14 protein-coding genes and 1 other RNA gene are annotated in these 17688 nt (G+C 43.8%); 1 reads left to right on the top strand and 14 read right to left on the bottom strand.

Translation table 11 applies throughout. From position 1 onward, the window contains the following. Window positions 1-9: 9 nt before the first annotated feature. From HXT40_RS01080 to HXT40_RS01055, 6 genes are all read right to left on the bottom strand, one after another. Entirely contained in the window at window positions 10-1188 is a 1179-nt protein-coding gene (locus HXT40_RS01080; RefSeq protein WP_064621982.1) for a DNA polymerase III subunit delta', read from the bottom strand. A gap of 54 nt (window positions 1189-1242) precedes the next feature. Further along, on the bottom strand, window positions 1243-1947 hold the full coding sequence (gene tmk, locus HXT40_RS01075) for a dTMP kinase (protein ID WP_162861150.1): 705 nt from the start codon (window positions 1945-1947) through the stop codon (window positions 1243-1245). A gap of 47 nt (window positions 1948-1994) precedes the next feature. Next, window positions 1995-4841, bottom strand: coding sequence for a type I DNA topoisomerase (gene topA, locus HXT40_RS01070; RefSeq protein ID WP_421777259.1), 2847 nt, complete (start codon window positions 4839-4841; stop codon window positions 1995-1997). Window positions 4842-4972: 131 nt separating this feature from the next. Further along, window positions 4973-6307: a phosphatase PAP2 family protein gene (locus tag HXT40_RS01065; protein ID WP_004108062.1), complete on the bottom strand. Its 1335-nt coding sequence runs from the start codon at window positions 6305-6307 to the stop codon at window positions 4973-4975. 45 nt (window positions 6308-6352) lie between these two features. Next, an RNA gene (ffs, locus tag HXT40_RS01060) (signal recognition particle sRNA small type) lies at window positions 6353-6449 on the bottom strand. 41 nt (window positions 6450-6490) lie between these two features. Further along, entirely contained in the window at window positions 6491-7633 is a 1143-nt protein-coding gene (locus tag HXT40_RS01055) for an inositol-3-phosphate synthase (RefSeq protein ID WP_033888408.1), read from the bottom strand. A 172-nt stretch (window positions 7634-7805) separates the two neighbouring features. On the opposite strand from HXT40_RS01055, the gene HXT40_RS01050 reads away from it, so the two are divergent. After that, complete coding sequence (locus tag HXT40_RS01050; RefSeq protein ID WP_116440690.1) at window positions 7806-10130, top strand: transglycosylase domain-containing protein; 2325 nt, start codon at window positions 7806-7808, stop codon at window positions 10128-10130. 94 nt (window positions 10131-10224) lie between these two features. Here HXT40_RS01050 and HXT40_RS01045 read toward each other — a convergent pair whose 3' ends face one another. The 8 genes from HXT40_RS01045 to thiS all read right to left on the bottom strand — a co-directional run bounded on the left by HXT40_RS01045 (window position 10225) and on the right by thiS (window position 17664). Then, the gene (locus HXT40_RS01045; RefSeq protein WP_004108086.1) at window positions 10225-10968 is read right to left on the bottom strand and encodes an HAD family hydrolase; all 744 of its coding nucleotides are present in this window, start codon (window positions 10966-10968) and stop codon (window positions 10225-10227) included. A 139-nt stretch (window positions 10969-11107) separates the two neighbouring features. Beyond that, window positions 11108-11704, bottom strand: coding sequence for a heat shock protein transcriptional repressor HspR (locus HXT40_RS01040; RefSeq protein ID WP_004108108.1), 597 nt, complete (start codon window positions 11702-11704; stop codon window positions 11108-11110). Window positions 11705-11791: 87 nt separating this feature from the next. Then, a complete protein-coding gene (locus HXT40_RS01035; RefSeq protein WP_012914518.1) occupies window positions 11792-12853 on the bottom strand; it encodes a DnaJ C-terminal domain-containing protein in 1062 nt (353 codons plus the stop codon). A gap of 124 nt (window positions 12854-12977) precedes the next feature. Further along, window positions 12978-13676 carry a nucleotide exchange factor GrpE gene (grpE, locus tag HXT40_RS01030; protein WP_288231308.1) on the bottom strand — a complete coding sequence of 233 codons (699 nt, stop codon included), beginning with the start codon at window positions 13674-13676 and terminating at the stop codon, window positions 12978-12980. Continuing rightward, window positions 13676-15559 (bottom strand): molecular chaperone DnaK, encoded by a 1884-nt coding sequence (gene dnaK, locus HXT40_RS01025; RefSeq protein WP_410310283.1) that lies wholly within the window; start codon window positions 15557-15559, stop codon window positions 13676-13678. The genes grpE and dnaK overlap by 1 nt, the downstream gene beginning before the upstream one ends. Window positions 15560-15826: 267 nt before the next feature. Continuing rightward, window positions 15827-16558: a HesA/MoeB/ThiF family protein gene (locus HXT40_RS01020; protein WP_033888410.1), complete on the bottom strand. Its 732-nt coding sequence runs from the start codon at window positions 16556-16558 to the stop codon at window positions 15827-15829. 35 nt (window positions 16559-16593) lie between these two features. Further along, a complete protein-coding gene (locus tag HXT40_RS01015; protein WP_102155821.1) occupies window positions 16594-17406 on the bottom strand; it encodes a thiazole synthase in 813 nt (270 codons plus the stop codon). A gap of 51 nt (window positions 17407-17457) precedes the next feature. Further along, window positions 17458-17664 carry a sulfur carrier protein ThiS gene (thiS, locus tag HXT40_RS01010; RefSeq protein ID WP_064621649.1) on the bottom strand — a complete coding sequence of 69 codons (207 nt, stop codon included), beginning with the start codon at window positions 17662-17664 and terminating at the stop codon, window positions 17458-17460. Window positions 17665-17688 lie beyond the last annotated feature (24 nt).

Below are 17688 nucleotides of genomic sequence, written 5' to 3'. Positions count from 1 at the left end.
TTTTGCATTTTATTGACTTTGCAAAAGTGAGCAAAATAGCGCTTCAAAAACAAGAGTTGCGTTACCATTTCTCGAAAGCCGACGACGAGCAGTAGCAATACTGTCAACGCAATCCAAGGCTCTACTTGCTGTCATGCTTTGTGCCAACTGGACAATTCTAGACTTGTATTCCTGATTTATAATTGGCGAAGACTTTTGCGCGTCGTTAATAACAACTAAAACGTCTCTATACACGCTATCGATTGCGTCAAGAGAACGGCATAACACGTCACGGCTTACACGAGTTACTTTACGTTTTACATCATCCTTTTTTCCAATTGCATTGTAGTTTGCGCGCAATTTGGGCGGAATGCGATCCTCATCGCCTAATCCGTTAATTCTGCGAAATTCTTTTTGTTGATCCTCAACATTTCGCTGAACCTCATCTTCTGCTTGTGCTTTTGCATCGTCAATAAGCATTGCAGCAAGCATAATTGCGTCGGCAGCATCATGCATACGAAGCAATCCTGCAACAAGCTCATCTCGCCTACTTAAAGCACGCTCATCGCTTGCGTAAATAAAAGCAGTTGCTATATTTCCTTGAGAAAGCCTGGCTGCACGACTCGCTAGCTTATTATCCGCATCCGTTTTTTTAGTAAGATATTCTGCTATAGACTGCTCGTTTGGAGTAGCTAATTGCACAAGTTGTGTACGCGAACGAATTGTTGGAAGCACATCCATAACACTTGAAGCGCATAAAAGCCAAATCGTATGCTCACTTGGCTCTTCAATCTCTTTAAGAAGAACGTTCGTGCTACGTTCCAACATTCGGTCAACATCTTCAATAATTATGATTCGCCAAGGAGCAGTGCTAGGCATCTGCTCAGAAATCCCAATTGCCTCACGCACATCGTCAATGCTAAGAGTTACGCCTTTTGTTGCAAGCGTATGCACATCAGGATGCGATCCTGCTAAAACTTCTTTGGCAGTTTTACTAAGCTCACCTTCGCCACTAATTCCATCACTGCCTTCTCCATGATCCGGACTTTCGAGAGCTGCAGCGAAAGCGCGCGCAACTTGCGCACTACCGAAGCCAGCAGATCCGCAAATCAGCCAAGATTGCGCTATTTTGCTAGCGTCCGCACAAGCAATGTTTCGCAATCGCGAAACTACCTGTTCTTGCCCAATAACGCTATCCCACACACTCATCGCTTCACCCCCTGCATAGCTTCTCTACTTCTTCACTTTATAAAGTTCGCCATTTTATTTAGTTTCAATTTCTTCAATTAAGTTATGTACGTCTTGCACAATAAGTTCAAATAATGATTTCGCCGAGAACGTTGCGTCTAATACGCGATAACGATCTGCAGACTCCTGCGCTAAATCTAAAAATGCTTCTCTAGTGCGACGAGCGAAATCTATTCCAGCTGATTCCATGCGATCTTGCTCGCGATGCAAACGCTTAAAAGCATCTTCCGGTTGCATATCTAGCAAATAAGTGCGATTAGGCCATAGCGAATCCGTTGCCCACTCACTTAAAGTTCGCACATCATCCATAGTCAATTCGCGACCGCCTGCTTGGTAAGCAAGCGAAGAATCAATATAACGATCCGTTATTACTACTGCACCACGGCTAAGTGCCGGGCGAATCACTTGCGCAACATGCTGTGCACGATCCGCAGCAAAAAGCAAAGCTTCTGTTCTGGCAGATACACTCGTGCCATGCAACAGTATTTCGCGCAAAGTTTTACCCAACTGCGTACCGCCAGGCTCACGCGTCACTACAACTTCTCGCCCCAAAGATTGCAAATAATCCTTAAGAGCCTCAACTTGCGTAGTTTTACCAACGCCATCAATGCCCTCGAAAGAAATAAATAAGCCTTTATTTGCATAAGATTGCTCACTTCTGCAGCCGCAGTTTCCTCCGCAAGCGCAGCCACCAGAAAAATCGTCATTTTTAGATGCCATATTTTTGACTCCATATGCAAGGTTTATTTAATCTTTAGATTTCATTCCTATGCTTTTTTAGCGGTAGATTTCTTTGAAGTAGTCTTCTTTGTAGAAGTTTTCTTTGCGGTAGATTTTTTCGCAGTAGACTTCTTTTCAGAAGATTTTGCAGTGCTCTTAGTCGCGCGCTTTTTGCGTTTTACGGGACCTGCGGCACGCTTTTGCGCCAAAAGTGCAAACGCATCCTGCGGATCAATCGATTCAGGCGTATACTGCTTTGGCAAAGTGCGATTCGTTTCACCATCAGTAATATAAGCTCCGTAGAAACCATCCTTAATCACTACTGGCTTTCCAGTTTCAGGATCTGCGCCAAGCTCACGAAGAGGCGGCTTGGCGGCACCACGAGTACGCTTAACGTACTTTGGTTGCGCAAATAAATCTTTCGCTTCTTGCAAAGTAACAGTAAAAATAGCATCTTCACTAGAAAGGGATCGCGTATCCGGCTTAGATTCCACAGTTTCTCCAGCAGAAGTATCTACAGCAGAATATGTTTTAGTTAAATATGGACCGTAACGACCATTATTTGCTTCGATACGAGCTAGTTTTACAACGCCTTCGGCATCAACTTCTTCATACTCACCAACCAAACGTGGCAAATTCAAGAGTTGCAACGCTTCTTGCAAAGTCAAAGTCGCTGGATCCATGGTTTTAAACAAAGAAGCCATTTTTGGACGAGCTTTAGAAGCCTTAGAAGACTTAGAATCTTCCGCGTTATCCTGCTCTTCTACCAGTGCCACGTACGGACCAAAACGACCATTGCGCACTTCTACGTTCCCACCCGTTTCTGGATCTACTCCAAGCACACGTGGACCTTCAGCATTATTCTCAAGCAATTCTCGAGCAGCATCAACAGTTAACTCATCTGGAGCTAAAGTTTCTGGCAAAGAAGCATGACGAGGGTTGCCTTCAGCATCAAGATTCTTAATGTCTTCCAAGTACGGACCATAGCGTCCAATACGCACATGCAAACCATCGCCAATGTCTATGGTATTTATTTCACGCGCATCAATTTCACCAAGCTCTGCAACCTGCTGTTGCAAACCAATATGAGCTTCATCAGCAGAATTAGCAGCACCCTCACCGGAACCGAAATAGAATCTAGTTAGCCAATCGCGACCGGTTTCTTCACCGTGCGCAATTCTGTCCAAACCATTTTCCATATCAGCAGTAAACGCGTAATCAACATACTTTGGGAAATTCGCTTCCAAAAGTTTAATTACAGCAAAAGCAAGCCAAGAAGGAATTAACGCACGTCCACGCTCATACACGTATCCGCGATCAATAATTGTAGAAATAATCGTTGCGTAAGTAGAAGGGCGTCCTATTTCCTTAGCTTCCAAAGTTTTAACTAAAGAAGCTTCAGTATATCTTGCAGGAGACTGAGTTTCGTGAGAATCCGCACTAACACTTTTAGCTTCAAGAACATCCCCAGCTTGCATTTGAGGAAGTGCCTTATCGCTTTCACCTTCAGATGCATGCGCATTGCCAAAAACCTTCATAAAACCAGCAAAAGTAATTACTGTTCCAGAAGCTTGGAACAAAGCTTCTCCATATTCTCCAGCAGAAGCATTTAACTTAACAGTTGCTGTAAAACCTGTAGCATCAGCCATTTGTGACGCAAGGGTTCGTTGCCAAATAAGCGTATACAATTTTAGCTGATCCGCAGGTAATTTATCTGCAAGCTCGTCCGGGCTTAAGAAACGCGCTCCAGCAGGGCGAATACATTCGTGAGCTTCCTGCGCTCCTGCAGACGTAGTTGCGTACTGCTTAGGAGATTGCGAAACATACTCGTCGCCAAACGCTGCACGAGCGGCACTACGCGCAGCTTCGATAGCTTCTTTGGAAAGCGTTACGGAATCCGTACGCATGTAAGTGATATAGCCGTTTTCGTATAAAGATTGCGCAGCTCGCATAGTTTGGCGAGAGCTCATTGAAAGTCGGTTTCCAGCAGTTTGCTGCAAAGTTGATGTAGTAAAAGGTGGCAAAGGACGACGACGATACGGCTTCGTTTCCATAGAGTCAACTACAAAATCTGAATTCTCAAGAGCTTTAGAAAGCTTAGATGCAAAATCAGCGTCAACATGCAAAGCTTTTTGTGATTCATCTTTTGTAGAGACCAACTCACCTTTTGAATTGAAATCTTTAGAACCAGCCAAACGACGACCAGAAAGCTCGCTCATGCGCGCTTCAAAATCAACATTTTCGCCATCTGAGCCTTTAGAACTTAAAACCGCGCTAATATCCCAGTAAGACGCCTTAGTAAACGCCATACGCTCGCGTTCGCGCTCGACAATCAACCTAGTAGCAACAGACTGCACGCGTCCAGCAGAAAGACCAGGACCAACTTTCCTCCACAAAACAGGAGAAAGCTCATATCCATACAAACGGTCTAACACACGACGAGTTTCTTGCGCATCAACCATATTGTCGTCAACATTTCGAGTATTACTAAGCGAGGCTTGAATTGCATCCTTAGTAATCTCATGAAACACCATACGCTTTACTGGCACAGTTGGCTTCAACGCTTCTACCAAGTGCCACGCAATAGCTTCACCTTCGCGATCCTCATCAGTTGCCAGATATAATTCGTCAGCTTTTGCGAGCGCAGACTTTAAATCGGAAACAGTTTTCTTTTTATCTGAGCCAACTACGTAATATGGCGCAAAACCATGATCGACATCTACACCAAACTTGCCAAACGCTGCTTTGCGTGAGGCTGGAACTTGGCTTGGCTGAGCGAGATCGCGAATATGCCCAACTGAAGCCATGACGGTGTAGCCATTTCCTAAATACCCGCCAATTTTTCGCGCTTTCGTGGGAGACTCCACAATGACTAGCTTATTCTGTGCTGCCATATTCGCTCCTTTCCTAACACAATCGAACATATAATTCCGAACTATATGTTTCACGCTAACTGTATCGCAACTTAAGTTATACGTCTATTACATTCCACCTCGGTGGATAAAAGCAGATAGAGTAGACAATATTACTTAGAAGCAGATGGCGGCGTCGGCGGAGCGCCTACTAATCCAAGCCTACTCAACGGCGAAGCTGTAGAGTGACGCATTACCATAATTACGCCAAAAACAAGCAAAGACACGCCTATAATCAGCCAATAAGTTGCTACATAAGATACGCTTGCAGCCCATTGAGCAAAAATATCAACACCAGGAAGAATTTGCCATATTAAATAAAGTGCATACAAACACGCCAACACACCAATCGTAATCATAGAGCTTCCTACAATTTGAACGCTAATTGAGGAACGTCGATAAGCTGGCATATCCATTCCACTACTGCGAGTGCATGCGAGCATAATAAGCGTTACAGCACCAACGATAAGTAATGACATAAGAACGTCAGAAACTCTATGCCAATGCGCTGCAACCAACGAAAGTTCCACAAGAACGCTTATAAAAGCTGCAGCTACCGCTGCCCATGCGCGCCAAACACGCGAAACTGCGCAAATAAGCAACGCACATGATGCAGTAATAAGTAAGGTATGACCTGAAGGTGCTGAATTTGCAGACAAATATTCAATACTTATAAGCATTGGGCGCGGAAGAATTTTTTTCAATGGTTCAGCAGCAGCCGAAAGAATAATAATTCCAGCACATTGACCAAGAAGCCACCAACGTTTACGAATACAAACTACTATGAGTGAAACAAGAGCAATTATTATGCTAGTAACTATAACAACCATAGAAACGCTTATAGGTCGCAAGCAAAATGCAAGCCAAGATGGCGTACCATGAGAACCAAATCCATCAATTACCATTTCTTCATAGCTTTGACCAAGTACTGTTTGCACACTAATAAACCATATGAACGCAGCAGAAGCCAAGAAAACAATTGCAATAGCAACACACCACAATATGGTAGATATTCTAGGACGCTTTATAAGCTGACCAAGCTGATCAATATCATCTGCATCTGATAGAGAATCTTTAGAAGATAACTGATTAGTCGAATACGACAAATCGGACGAGCCAGACAAATCAGACAAATCAGACAAATCAGACAAATCAGATTGACGCTTAGTTTGTTTCACAAACTGTTTTACAGACTGTTTAGAAGATTTTTCTTCATTATTTTCTGGAAATAAAGGCGATATTTTTTCGTCATTATCTTCAGATGAGATTGGAGAAAATGGCGTAATAGTATTAATCGAATCCAAAGGATGCGAATAGTCACCACCTTCACTGTTGCGATTAACATCTTGCGAAGTTCCACCTACCGGCAGCGCATCATTTTTCTCAGCAGAATCATCATGCTGATTGTCAATGCTATTGGATTGAATTCCTGCAAATTCTTCACTCATACTTTAGACTTTACGACAGTATTTACGACCGCGCTAGTTTTACGCATAATAAAACCTCCGCGCACCCACCAGAGGCCACTTACCCTTGCTGCATTTCTGCCCTGGGGGGATTGGGTGACTTAGTGCCACACGGAGGCTCTATCTATATTACACGATTTTCGCTACATGTCGAGTAGTAATAAATTATGCGCGCCACACGCTCTTGCCGTGCTCTTTTGCAAATTCAGTATCTTCATCAAGCTGAGACTCGTTAGCTTCAACATCACCAGCAATATAGCGTTCAACTAATTGACGAGCTTCACTATCTTCATGCTGAACTGCAGGAGACTTCATAAAATATGAACTTGGAGCCAAAACCGGACCAGAAAGCTTGCGATCCAAAGCAATTTTTGCGGCTCGAACAGCATCGATAACAATTCCGGCAGAATTTGGAGAATCCCAAACCTCAAGCTTGTACTCCAAATTCAAAGGAACATCACCAAAAGTAGTACCTTCCAAACGCACGAAAGCAAACTTGCGATCATCCAACCAAGCTACGTAGTCAGAAGGCCCAATATGAACATTATGCTCATCCATTTCATGAGGCACGATTGAAGTTACTGCACGAGTCTTAGAAATCTTTTTAGACTCAAGTCTTGAACGCTGAAGCATGTTCATAAAGTCCATGTTTCCACCAACATTCAGCTGATACGTGCGATCCAAACGCACACCGCGATCCTCAAAAAGTCGAGCCATAACGCGGTGAGTAATAGTTGCACCTACCTGACTTTTAATGTCATCGCCAATAATAGGAACTCCAGCATCACGGAATTTTTGCGCCCACTCAGGATCAGAAGCAATGAAGACTGGCAGGCAGTTTACAAATGCGCATCCAGCTTCCATTGCAGCAGTTGCATAAGCTTTATCGGCTTGCTCAGATCCTACTGGAAGATAAGAAACAAGCACATCCACATGCTTATCTCGCAAAACTTGAGCTACGTCAACAGGCTCAGCCTCGGACTCGTCAATCATCTCGCGATAATAATCACCTAAGCCGTCATAAGTTGGACCACGCAATACTTCTACACCCAAATTTGGTACATCAGCAAAACGAATTGTGTTATTTTGTGAAGCGCCAATTGCTTCACTTAAATCATGCCCAACCTTTAGAGAATCAACATCAAACGCCGTAACAAACTCAATATCGCGCACACGATACTGACCAAATACAGCGTGCATCAACCCTGGAATTTTCTCACCGTCATCAGCGTTTTTGTAATATTCAACGCCCTGAACCAGCGACGAAGCACAATTGCCGACACCGGCAATGGCAACGCGGATGCTCATATAGACTCCTTGCCCTGCAAAATAAGCGACATTACATTATGCCGCACCATACACATTTCATAATACTATTGCTTTAACAAATATGTACTAATATTCAATATTTTTAATCTTTTCTAAACAAAAACATGCTGTTTTGTAGAAAAATTCAACACCGGACGCTACGGTGGAATGTATGGTTGCACGTAAAGATGGAAGACGAGCGTCTACTTCGCATGAGAAAGCTACTCGAAGCGTATCGTCACAATCACAAAAAAATACGAATATGCCTTCATCTGTCCCACCACGCGGACAAGAATCATATCGTCCAAATTCGTATTCTTTTGAATCAAACAAAAGCAGCCGTAATTCAAGATTCGAACGTTCTCGCGCAGCAACACGCAGAAGGCGTCGTAGAACTTGGCGAGGCAGACATCCTATTATTTTTTGGGCGCTTATCGTTATTTTTGTGCCAATTTTGCTAGGCACAATTGTTTTTGCTTATCTGTATGCAACTACAGACATACCGGCACCAGACAAAGTTGCTATGGCAGATAAGACGAAAGTGTATTATTCAGATGGCAAAACTGAATTAGGTTCGTTCGCTGAGCAAAATCGCGAAATTATCAATTGTTCAGTACTACCTAAATATGTTGGTAAAGCAATAGTTGCTTCAGAAAATCGTTCCTTCTACCACGATGGCGGAATAGATTTTAAAGGAATTGGACGCGCACTACTTCATAACATCACAAAGCACGGGCGTTGGGGCGGCTCAACTATTACGCAACAATATGCGGAAAGATATTATCTCGGTGAAACAAAAACTTATTTTGGAAAACTAAAAGAAGCTATTTTAGCTTTGAAAATTGCGCAAACTCAAGATAAAGATACAGTACTTTGCAATTATATGAATACTATTTACTTGGGTAGAGGAGCATACGGAATTCAAGCTGCAGCCAAAGCATATTTCGGCATAGAAGCAAAAGATTTGTCACTTTCGCAAGCTGCACTTTTAGCAGGTATTATTCCAGCACCAAGTAGCTGGGATCCTGCAATTGGTCCAAAAGAAGCAGGCATTCGTTTTAAGCGCGTGTTACGCATTATGAAAGAAGATGGCTACATTACAGCCTCTCAGGCAGCGCAAGCAAAAATGCCTAAAACTATTACTCAGACGACTCAAAACATTTACGCAGGTCAACAAGGTTACTTATTGCATATGGTTCGCGATGAGTTAACTAGGAATGGTGCTTTTACACAGGAAGATCTCGACAGTGGTGGATATCGCATTATTACTACTATCGATAAAGCTAAGCAAGATTTAATGTTCAAAGTTGCAAGTCCTTCTCAAGATGGACGAGGAATTGTGCCAGAAGGACTGCAAGTTGGCGGAATTTCAATAAATGCAAAAGATGGTTCAATCATTTCCGTTTACGCAGGAGACGATTATCTAAAGAAACAGCTTAATAACGCCACACAAGCGCTTTATGAGCCAGGCTCTACTATGAAGCCTTTTGCGCTTATGGGAGCAATTCAGGCTGGCACTAGCTTGGATACGATGTTCAATGGCAATTCTCCACGCAAGTTTGATGGAATCGATAAACCTGTTGGAAACTTTGCAAACATGAGCTATGGCACCATTAACTTATACAATGCAACTGCAAATTCTGTGAACACAGTGTATATGGATTTGCAAAGTAAACTTGGCGCTAAAAAAGTTGCTCATACCGCAGTTATGGCAGGCTTAAATCCTGAACGAGTCAATGGTGAGAATCCGTTTACTGTGCTCGGAAACGATTCTGTACATGTAAGCGAAATTGCGCGCGCATATGCAACATTTGCAAACCAAGGAAGACGCCCAGATTTGCATATTGTTGCCAGCGTAAAAAATCCCGACGGTAAAGAGTTCTACCGTGCACCAACAGCTGGAAAGCAAGTATTCTCACCAGCCGATGCCGCTTTAGCTACAAAAGCAATGATTGGCGTAGTGCAACATGGTACAGCAACTGAAGCTCGCGCTGTAGGTAGAGAAATTGCAGGAAAGTCTGGAACAGCAAACGATGAAACTGCTGGTAGCTTTGTAGGATTTACGCCAAATATTGTTACCGCATTTGCCATATGGAATCCAGACGCAAAAGGTAGCCCACAAGTAATTAAACCGTTCCACGGATATCTTGGCGGAAGCGACTACCCTGTACACTTGTTTACAAGATACATGCGTCAAGCGGTAATAGGAACCCCGAATACTAAATTCCCTGAAGCAAAAGACACAGGCAAAATTGGCGGACCTGATGGAAAATGGGGATTAGGCGAACAACACACATTCACGCACGCAAAAACTGAGAATGAAGATAAGGATAAAAACAAGGACAAAGATAAAGACAAGGACAACGACAACGATTTAGACCTTGATAGCCAGCTGTATGGTCGTGACGATTCATCATCGGGCGGCGTTGGCAGTTACGATAATAATTCTGGCGGTCATGGTTATGACAATAACTATGACACAACTGGAGGAAACTAGTAAATCAACTGTAACTAATTTACAAACAGATATGCGAATAGCTATCTAAATAAATAACTAAATAGTTTATTAATTAGTTTTGCTTGTTTGTTAATTAGTTTCGACTCAAAACAATGTTCTCAAGCATTTTAGCAGTCACATTTTCATAACCGTTAAGTTCTGCGTGATGCTTGCTTTCAGATATGTTTGCGCGCGAAAAACCTGTTTGTGCAATTACAGTTGCTCCGGAATTAATTGCGGCAGTAAGACCAGATAGAGAATCTTCTATGGCAATGCAATTAGCCATCTGCTTTGCAACTTCCTCGTCCGTACCCTCAATGCCAACCATTTTTCCTGCAGCAAGATATGGCTCAGCACTAGGCTTCGGTTTAAATCCATCATCTCCACACACATACCCAGCGAAAGCGCCTTCTGGAGCGTGATTCACAATATTTTCAACCAAACAACGCGGCGAATTACTCACCAAAATTGAAGGAATGCCAGCATCCGTAAGGCTTTTAAGTACGTCTAAAACTCCTGGAACCCATGGCACGGATTCAGCTTCACGAGCAGCAACGTAATCAACCATACCTTTGCCGATTTCTTCTACAGTAAGTTTTGTACCGCTTGGAATCATTTTATTGGCAACAGTTTCAAGGGATCCGCCGGAACATTCCCAAGCTAAATCTTCATCCCAGTAACCACCGTATTTTTTTACTAAATAAAATTCCGACTCATGCCAATACGGCTCGGAATCTATAAGAGTGCCATCCATGTCCCAAAAAACTGCACGCAACACATGTTTTTCTTCACTAGAGTTAAGAGTACTTACACACACATTCGTCGTCTGTTCAGCCATTCACAATCCTTTATATTGCATATATTTGCTTTAGCTTTTGTAGCGCATTATTTCGCACTAATTTTGTATTACTTTTCGCACTATTAATTCTTCTCGCTAATTTCTCACTTAAGCACAATAAGTAGCCATGCCTACGTTACTATATGCTCCACGCTCTCCACAACACCACAGATTTTTCATCCAAAGACTTTCGATTTTTATAATTACTGTTATAGCTTTCTGAAGAATACGACGAAGGTAACGCTCGTCTCTCTGCAAGAATATCCCGCCTCCAGCGACGCGCATTGCGAGAACGCTGCATTTCCACAATGTCACCATCTGCATTTGCAGCAAAAATATTGCGCTCTGAAGACTCTGCAGAATCTAACAAATGCCGTACTTGTCTTTTCAGCTGTCGATTTTCTTCTTGCAAATCAAGTATTTGCATGATGCCAGCAAGATTAATGCCTTCATTTTGGCTTAAATGCTGAGTTTGCACAATCCTGTCTATATCTCGCAAAGAATAGCGGCGAGCGCCACCTTCAGTTCTATGCGGCATTATTAAATGAAGCCGATCATACTGTCGTAAAGTTTGCGGATGCGTATTAGTTAGGCGTGCCACGTGGCTTACGGTAAATATTGGCAAATCAAGAACAAATCCTACTTCATCTGCCCCGTCAAGCGTTGCAGTACCACGCACTAAAGCAACTGCACACATTTCATACAGTGCTTTAGTTTCACGCGTTATTGGTGTCATAGCACGCCTTCCTTTGCCCTTTTTAGTATGTTTAAAGCACTGTTACAAGCAATTCAACAGTGTTTAACCTACTAAATTATTGTTAACTTAGTTTTGTCTTAATTTTTTAATTTCTTCAGCATAAGTTTCGCCAGCAGTTTTATCAAATTCTTTTGCAACGCGTCTAAGAGACATACTTGAACGCTTTGGCAAACGAATCTGCACAACGCCAACAAAATCGCCATTTTCCCCCGGCACTCCAGCACCTTCTATACGAACTTCATCGCCGCTTGAAACACAAGCTGGAACTTTGAAAGTAACAGGGTTGCCGTCTAGGTCGTTTATACTAACTTTTGCACCATGCACTGCTTCACTTAACGTTAGCGGCAATGTAGAAATCAAATCGTCGCCTCGCAAAGTAAATTTATCTGATGCTTCTACTTGAACATGCAAGTATAAGTCACCTGCAGCACCACCAAACTTACCTGGTTTGCCTTTGCCTTTCAAACGAATTTTCTGTCCGGTTTTTACACCAGCTGGAATATGCGTTTTAAAAGTTTCACCAGCCGCACGCAACGATACTGTAGCGCCTTTAAAAGCTTGCTTAAATGTGAGCTTTATATCGGTTGTTATATCTTCGCCAACTTCAGGCACATTAGCTTCCTGCGGTTGAGAATACCTCTCACCACCAAAGCCACTCGTACCCTGGAATCCTGCTGAATCTTGAGAGCGCTGACCTCCACCAAACATAGAGAAAATGTCGCTCATATTTGGTCCAGCACCGTTGGATGTAAAGCGAATGCGCGAACCGTTTCCGCCCATGCCACCCATGCTGCCCATGCCAGAGCCGCCGTTGAACATAGAGAAAATGTCCGAGAAGCTCGACGCATCGAAACCGCCAGCACCACCTGCTCCTCCAGCGAAACGAGCACCACCAGCACCAAATTGGCGGATAGCATCATAACGTTGACGAGTTTGACTATCTTTTAGTACGTCATAAGCTTCAGAAACATCCTTAAATTTTTCTTCAGCTTCTTTTGTTTTGTTTAAATCAGGGTGATATTTACGAGCAAGTTTGCGATACGCTTTGGTAATCGTTGCCTCATCTGCGTCTTTGGAGACACCGAGAACCTTATAAAAATCCTTAGCTAACCATTCATTTTCAGCCATTTGTGCCTCCTTTCTTCACAAGCACATTGGCTATTTCGCTTTTGACCAAATATAGTCTGCTCGTGCTAACTCTTATGAGTCAGCACGAGCAAGTTATGCAATAAAGTCACGACTAAGAGTTTCGTTAGTCATTACTTGGCGAAGAAACGACCACACGAGCGGCGCGAATAACGCGATCTCCTATTCGATATCCTGCTTCAACTACAGCATCAACAGTTTCTTTTGTAGCGTCTGGATCTGGCCTGTGCAAAATTGCATCATGCTTGGTCGGGTCAAAATCTTCGCCCTTCTCACCAAACTTTTCCACACCAAACTTTTCAAAAGCTTTATCTATCTTAGTTGCAACAGCCTTGAATGAATCATCCATTTCGCTATGCTCGCGAATGCGGTCAATGTCATCCAATGCCGGAAGCAATGCTGTCAGCACGTCAATAATTCCATGCTGTCTGAAACGATCCTGCTCTTTGGCGGAACGATTTCTGAAGTTTATAAACTCAGCACGCTCTCGCTGTAACGCTTCCAAGTACTCTGCAGCTTCTTTCTTAGCTTTACCTAATGGAGTTAAACTGCCGCTATCCGCGTCTTGGCTGTCTTTCGATTCTGAGGATTCAGTGGAATTCGCTGTATCCTCAGAATTTGCGGAATCCGCAGAAACGTTAGCATCAGCTTGTGCTTCAGCTTTCGTTTCTGCAGGATTTGCATCTTCAGCAGCTTTCGATGAAGATTGCGCAGACGATTTCGCAGAATCACCTGTAGCTTTTACACCCAGCGAGTCAGCATCTTCCATATCTTGCAAATATTCGTTGGCGTTAAAGTCGGACATTACTTATTGTCCTTATCGTCCTTGTCGTCGTCCACCACTTCGGCGTCAACTACATCATCATCCTTAGCTGCAGAGCCAGCCTGAGCGCCAGCAGCAGACTGAGCGCCAGCTTCGGCACCAGCAGCACCTTGCTGAGCGTAAAGCTGCTGACCAATCTTCTGAGCAGAAGTCATTAACTCGCTTTGAGCAGACTTAATCTTCTCAACGTCATCGCCCTTCAAAGCTTCCTTCAAAGCATTAACCTTGTCGGTAACTTCCTTGGAAATTTCGTCAGAAAGCTTGTCTTTATTGTCGTTCACAAGCTTTTCAGTCTGGTAAGCAAAGGCTTCTGCTTGGTTGCGAACTTCAGCTTCTTCCTTACGCTTCTTATCTTCAGCTTCGTGAGCTTCAGCTTCCTTCACCATGCGGTCAATTTCGTCCTTTGGCAAACCAGAACCACCGGTAATAGTCATAGACTGTTCCTTACCAGTGCCCTTATCCTTAGCGGAAACGTGCACAATGCCGTTAGCGTCAATATCGAAAGTGACTTCAATCTGAGGAACGCCACGAGGAGCTGGAGCAATACCAGTCAACTCAAAAGTGCCAAGAGGCTTGTTATCGCGAGCAAACTCACGCTCACCCTGGTAAACCTGAATCAACACGGATGGCTGATTGTCTTCAGCAGTGGAGAATACTTCCGAGCGCTTCGTCGGAATTGCAGTGTTGCGGTCAATAAGCTTTGTCATAATTCCACCCTTGGTTTCAATACCCAAGGAAAGTGGAGTTACATCAATAAGCAGAACGTCTTTGCGGTCTCCCTTAATAACGCCCGACTGCACGGCTGCACCAACGGCCACGACTTCATCTGGGTTCACGGACTGGTTAGCTTCCTTACCGCCAGTAAGTTCCTTCACCAAATCCTTCACAGCTGGCATACGAGTAGAGCCACCAACAAGAACCACGTGATCGATCTGGCTTACTGAAATACCAGCGTCAGAAAGAACGTTGTTAAATGGCGTACGACAGCGGCCAAGCAAGTCGGAAGTCATTTCCTCAAAGTGAGCACGAGTCAAAGTCTCATCCAAATGCACTGGAGTGCCGTCAGGAGTCATTGCCAAGTACTGCATAGAAATTGAGGTGGAAGTAGAAGAGCTAAGTTCCTTCTTTGCCTGCTCAGCAGCTTCCTTCAAGCGCTGCAAAGCAATCTTATCCTTGCTCAAATCAACACCATACTTGTTCTTAACTTCGCCAACAAGCCAGTCGATAATCTTCTGATCCCAGTCGTCGCCACCCAAGTGGTTATCGCCATTAGTTGCTTGCACCTGAATTGTGGAGAATCCGTCATCATCCTTACCAATTTCAAGCAAGGACACATCGAAAGTACCGCCACCCAAGTCGAATACCAAAATGCGCTCGTCTTCCTTGCCCTTTTCGAGACCGTAAGCCAAAGCTGCAGCAGTTGGTTCGTTAATAATACGAAGCACGTTCAAGCCTGCAATCTTACCTGCATCCTTAGTTGCCTGACGCTGAGCATCGTTGAAGTAAGCTGGGCATGTAATAACGGCATCGGTTACCGACTCGCCCAAGTAAGCTTCAGCATCGCGCTTCAACTTCATTAAAACCTGTGCAGAAATCTCTTGTGGAGTCCACTTCTTGCCGTCGATATCAACAGTCCAATCAGTGCCCATATGACGCTTTACTGAGCTAATCGTGCGATCAACGTTTGTTACAGCCTGACGCTTAGCAACTTCACCAACCAAGATTTCGCCAGACTTGCTGAATGCCACAACAGATGGCGTGGTACGTGCGCCTTCAGCGTTTACAATAACTGTTGGGCTGCCACCTTCAAGAGTAGCAATGCAAGAGTTGGTTGTTCCCAAATCAATACCTACTGCGCGTCCCATAATTTCTCCTTAACTAGGTATTGCACCTTTTGTGCAATTACGCTTTCCTTCAAGTTTTGTAGTTACGTAAGCTGAACCTTATTTAGATTCCTTGTTGGAAACTAGGTAAATCACCAGCTTTTTTACTTTCCAAAACTTGAGCCTACTACACTCAACTTATAAAAGTCAACTTTTATTCCCAAAAATTACAAAAAACTTTATACAACTAGACTCAAGTTTTGCAATTTAAGCAAAATTAAGGGGAAATTCTGCAAAATTCAGTAGCATTCACGCGCTGAACTTAAAACGACGCAAAGAATTATCCAGAGCATTGTAGCGCGCCAAAACACCAATAAGCGGCGTGCCAATACCGGTTATGAGTTTGATTGCTTCAGTTGCCATCATTGCGCCAACAATAGCTGCAGTCGCGCCCAATACTGCCGATTTTGGCACTTTTTCTTTAGGCGGAGGACAAGGGTACAAGTCGCGCAATCCTGGTCCCTCCCCAGGCATAAAAACGCTTACTTGACCTTCATAATAAAGCACCGATCCGTAAACTTCTGGCGTACCAGCACTCCAAGCAGCATCCGCAATCAAAAAGCGAGTAGCAAAATTATCGCAACCATCAATTATTAAGTCGTGACTTTCTACAAGTTGCTTTGCGTTGTCTTCATTAAATCTATCTACAAGGTTGATTTTTAAACCCGGAGATAACGCTTGCAGACGCTTAGCCGCAAGTTGCGCTTTAGATTTGCCACACTGATCGACAGTATATAAAGTCTGCCTTTGCAAATTAGAAAGCTCAACAACATCGTCATCACAAATCGTAATTTCGCCAACTCCTGCTGCAGCAAGCGAAAGCAAGCATGGCGAACCAAGTCCACCTGCTCCGACCATGCAGATTTTCGCATCGCGAAGTAACTGCTGATGTTCATGCGTAAAGCCCGGCAGGAGCAAGTGGCGGCTAGTGCGTTCCACCTCAAGCTCCTGCAGGTTGTCGTAAATTTTATTAATCGTCATGTTGAATAATATGCCGAAAAATTACAGTACAAAATTTACAGTACAGAATCAGCCCAAGCGCGACCTTCAACAGGCGAAGAAGCGAGCGCATGCTCACGCTTAGGAATACGGCCAGCATCGTGAGCAAGCTTTCCAGCAGTTACAGCAGCAGCCATTGCACGACCCATCTTCACTGGGTCTGGACAGCGAGTTACAGCGCTTGCAAGAAGCACACCAGAGCAGCCAATTTCGAAAGCTTTAACAACATCGGAAGCAGTGCCAACGCCGGCATCCAAAATCACAGGAACGCCAGCTTCCTTGCATTCTTGGACAATCAGCTCAATATTTCGAGGATTCAAAATACCAAGACCAGTTCCAATTGGAGCACCACCAGGCATAACAGCCTTCACACCAAGCGAAACCAAGCGACGAGCCACAATCGGGTCGTCATTCGTGTAGCAAAGAACGCTAAAGCCTTCTTCAATAAGCTTTTCTGCAGCAAGTAATACTTCACGAGTATCTGGAAGTAAAGTATCGTCGTCTGCAATCACTTCGAGCTTAATCCAATCAGTTCCAAGCGATTCACGAGCCATTTTTGCTGTAAGCACAGCGTCATGCGCAGTTTTGCAACCAGCAGTATTTGGCAAAACGTTAATATTGTGACGCTGCAACATGCCGTAAATATCCACGCCTGTTTTTGCGTGACGGCGCATTGCAACCGTAGCCACTTCCGCACCTGAAGCTACAAGTGACTTTTCCATAATGTCAATGCTCGTCATGCCGCCAGTGCCAAGCAAAAGCCTTGAATGTAAAGTCTTACCGCAAAACTGCCAAGTATCGGCACTTTCTTCTGTATTATTTTCTGTCATTTTAAGCCTTTTATTTAAATTTTTTTGAAACTATACTCAAATTATTTGAAATCAGCCGCCTTGAACTGCGCTAAGAATCTCGATTTGATTCCCATCACATATGACGGCTGATTCCCATTGCGAGCGAGAAAGCACATCGTCGCCAATTGCGACCGCTATACCAGGTCCTGCATCCGAACCATAACGTTGCGCAATAAGCTGAGCAACAGTTAATCCGTCTTGCACTTCAACAGTTTCACCATTGACTACGATTTGCATAATCTAACCTTTACTAACTAAAAG

It is taken from the genome of Gardnerella sp. DNF01180P (assembly GCF_049244205.1).
GTDB classification, from domain to species: domain Bacteria; phylum Actinomycetota; class Actinomycetes; order Actinomycetales; family Bifidobacteriaceae; genus Bifidobacterium; species Bifidobacterium swidsinskii.
This window is presented reverse-complemented; position numbering and strand designations above follow the sequence as displayed.

What these genes read in the sequence shown, in the direction of transcription:
- HXT40_RS01080 (WP_064621982.1), bottom strand. Translation starts at nt 1,188, where the DNA reads ATGAGTGTGTGGGATAGCGTTATTGGGCAAGAACAGGTAGTTTCGCGA.
- tmk (WP_162861150.1), bottom strand. Translation starts at nt 1,947, where the DNA reads ATGGCATCTAAAAATGACGATTTTTCTGGTGGCTGCGCTTGCGGAGGA.
- topA (WP_421777259.1), bottom strand. Translation starts at nt 4,841, where the DNA reads ATGGCAGCACAGAATAAGCTAGTCATTGTGGAGTCTCCCACGAAAGCG.
- HXT40_RS01065 (WP_004108062.1), bottom strand. Translation starts at nt 6,307, where the DNA reads ATGAGTGAAGAATTTGCAGGAATTCAATCCAATAGCATTGACAATCAG.
- HXT40_RS01055 (WP_033888408.1), bottom strand. Translation starts at nt 7,633, where the DNA reads ATGAGCATCCGCGTTGCCATTGCCGGTGTCGGCAATTGTGCTTCGTCG.
- HXT40_RS01050 (WP_116440690.1), top strand. Translation starts at nt 7,806, where the DNA reads ATGGTTGCACGTAAAGATGGAAGACGAGCGTCTACTTCGCATGAGAAA.
- HXT40_RS01045 (WP_004108086.1), bottom strand. Translation starts at nt 10,968, where the DNA reads ATGGCTGAACAGACGACGAATGTGTGTGTAAGTACTCTTAACTCTAGT.
- HXT40_RS01040 (WP_004108108.1), bottom strand. Translation starts at nt 11,704, where the DNA reads ATGACACCAATAACGCGTGAAACTAAAGCACTGTATGAAATGTGTGCA.
- HXT40_RS01035 (WP_012914518.1), bottom strand. Translation starts at nt 12,853, where the DNA reads ATGGCTGAAAATGAATGGTTAGCTAAGGATTTTTATAAGGTTCTCGGT.
- grpE (WP_288231308.1), bottom strand. Translation starts at nt 13,676, where the DNA reads ATGTCCGACTTTAACGCCAACGAATATTTGCAAGATATGGAAGATGCT.
- dnaK (WP_410310283.1), bottom strand. Translation starts at nt 15,559, where the DNA reads ATGGGACGCGCAGTAGGTATTGATTTGGGAACAACCAACTCTTGCATT.
- HXT40_RS01020 (WP_033888410.1), bottom strand. Translation starts at nt 16,558, where the DNA reads ATGACGATTAATAAAATTTACGACAACCTGCAGGAGCTTGAGGTGGAA.
- HXT40_RS01015 (WP_102155821.1), bottom strand. Translation starts at nt 17,406, where the DNA reads ATGACAGAAAATAATACAGAAGAAAGTGCCGATACTTGGCAGTTTTGC.
- thiS (WP_064621649.1), bottom strand. Translation starts at nt 17,664, where the DNA reads ATGCAAATCGTAGTCAATGGTGAAACTGTTGAAGTGCAAGACGGATTA.